Origin of the sequence: Segetibacter koreensis DSM 18137 (genome assembly GCF_000374045.1) — a bacterium.
GTDB classification, from domain to species: Bacteria; Bacteroidota; Bacteroidia; order Chitinophagales; family Chitinophagaceae; genus Segetibacter; species Segetibacter koreensis.
Genome location: NZ_KB893369.1, coordinates 1 through 1,939 on the forward strand (window position 1 = coordinate 1; position 1,939 = coordinate 1,939).

The 1,939-nt window shown below is 31.9% G+C and carries 2 protein-coding genes; both read left to right on the forward strand.

Going from position 1 to position 1,939, the window contains the following annotated elements; translation table 11 throughout:
* The first annotated feature begins 115 nt into the window (after window positions 1–115).
* Window positions 116–1,450 carry a glucose-6-phosphate isomerase gene (locus tag B154_RS0122760; RefSeq protein WP_018616663.1) on the forward strand — a complete coding sequence of 445 codons (1,335 nt, stop codon included), beginning with the start codon at window positions 116–118 and terminating at the stop codon, window positions 1,448–1,450.
* Window positions 1,451–1,479: 29 nt separating this feature from the next.
* Window positions 1,480–1,939, forward strand: a 460-nt coding sequence (locus B154_RS29580; RefSeq protein ID WP_033412493.1) for an NAD(P)-binding domain-containing protein, incomplete at its 3' end; no start/stop codon positions are given.

Here is a 1,939-nt window from a genome sequence, read left to right on the forward strand (position 1 = left end):
AAATGTAGTGTAATAAATTTATTAAACACTTTAAAATTTACTTGCATTGATTATCTAGTGAAGAAATTAATCAATACAACATTAAATAGTGTAATTAAAAGGGGAGAAAGTAAATATGACTCATATAAGATTAGATTTTAGTAAAGCTTTGGAATATTTTAAGGAACATGAATTGGAACAACAAAAAGATATAGTTAATTCAATTCACCACACAATTTATGAAGCTACTGGTGCTGGAAGTGATTTCTTAGGTTGGATTGATCTTCCTGTTGATTATGATAAAGAAGAATTCTCACGTATTTTGGAAGCTTCAAAACGTGTCAAAGAAAATTCAGATGTATTTGTGGTTATTGGTATCGGTGGTTCATATTTAGGTGCACGTGCTGCGATTGAAATGTTAACTTCTTCATTTAGAAATAGCGATGAATATCCTGAAATCGTGTTTGTAGGTAATCATTTATCATCTACTTATACTCAAGAATTAATTGATTATCTAGATGGCAAAGATTTTTCAGTTAATGTTATTTCTAAATCTGGTACTACGACTGAACCAGCAGTATCATTTAGATTGTTTAAACAACTTTTAGAAAATAAATATGGTAAAGAAGAAGCGAAAAAACGTATCTTTGCTACTACTGATAAAGAAAAAGGTGCATTGAAACAATTAGCTACTAATGAAGGCTATGAAACATTTGTAGTGCCAGACGACATCGGCGGACGTTACTCAGTATTAACTGCAGTAGGTTTATTACCAATCGCTGTTGCAGGTATCGATATTAAAATGATGATGGAAGGTGCTGCAAAAGCAAGAGAAGAATTATCTACAGGAAATTTAGAAGACAACATTGCATATCAATATGCAACAATTCGTAATATTTTATATGCAAAAGGTTATACAACTGAAATGCTAATTAATTATGAACCTTCGATGCAATACTTTAACGAATGGTGGAAACAATTATTTGGCGAATCAGAAGGTAAAGATTATAAAGGTATTTATCCCTCAAGTGCCAATTACTCTACTGATTTACACTCATTAGGACAATATGTTCAAGAAGGTAGACGCTTCTTATTTGAAACAGTCGTTAAAGTTAATAATCCTAAACATGATATAACGATTGAAGAAGATAGAGAAGACCTAGATGGTTTGAATTATTTAGCCGGTAAAACAATTGATGAAGTTAATACTAAAGCTTTTGAAGGTACTTTATTAGCTCATACAGATGGTGGTGTTCCTAATTTAGTGATTAACATTCCTAAACTAGACGAAGAAACATTTGGCTACATTGTTTATTTCTTTGAGCTTGCGTGTGCTATGAGTGGTTACCAACTAGGCGTTAATCCATTTAACCAACCTGGAGTGGAAGCATATAAACAAAACATGTTTGCATTATTGGGTAAACCAGGCTTTGAAGATAAAAAATCTTCTTTAGAACAAAGATTAGAATAGTTAAATTTTAAAAGAAAGGAAGAATTATAATGAAACAAAATATAGGTGTTCTAGGACTAGGTGTCATGGGTAAGAATCTTTCTAGAAATATTAAATCTCATGGTTATAGTGTTTCAGTATATAGTATTTCAACTGAAGAAATTAACGAATTAATGACCGAGTCTGATGAAGCCATCACTCCAACTTATACACTTAAAGAATTCGTTGATTCAATAGAAAAACCACGTAAAATATTATTAATGGTTAAAGCAGGTCTGCCCACAGATAAAACGATTGAAAATTTATTACCACTACTAGATTCTGATGACATTATAATTGATGGAGGTAATACAAACTATCAAAACACAATTAGCAGAAATGAGAAATTAGCCGAAACTGGTATTAACTTTATTGGAATGGGCGTCTCAGGTGGTGAAGTAGGAGCTTTAAGAGGGGCTTCTCTTATGCCTGGTGGACAAAGTGAAGCATTTGAAAAAGTGAGAGAGATTT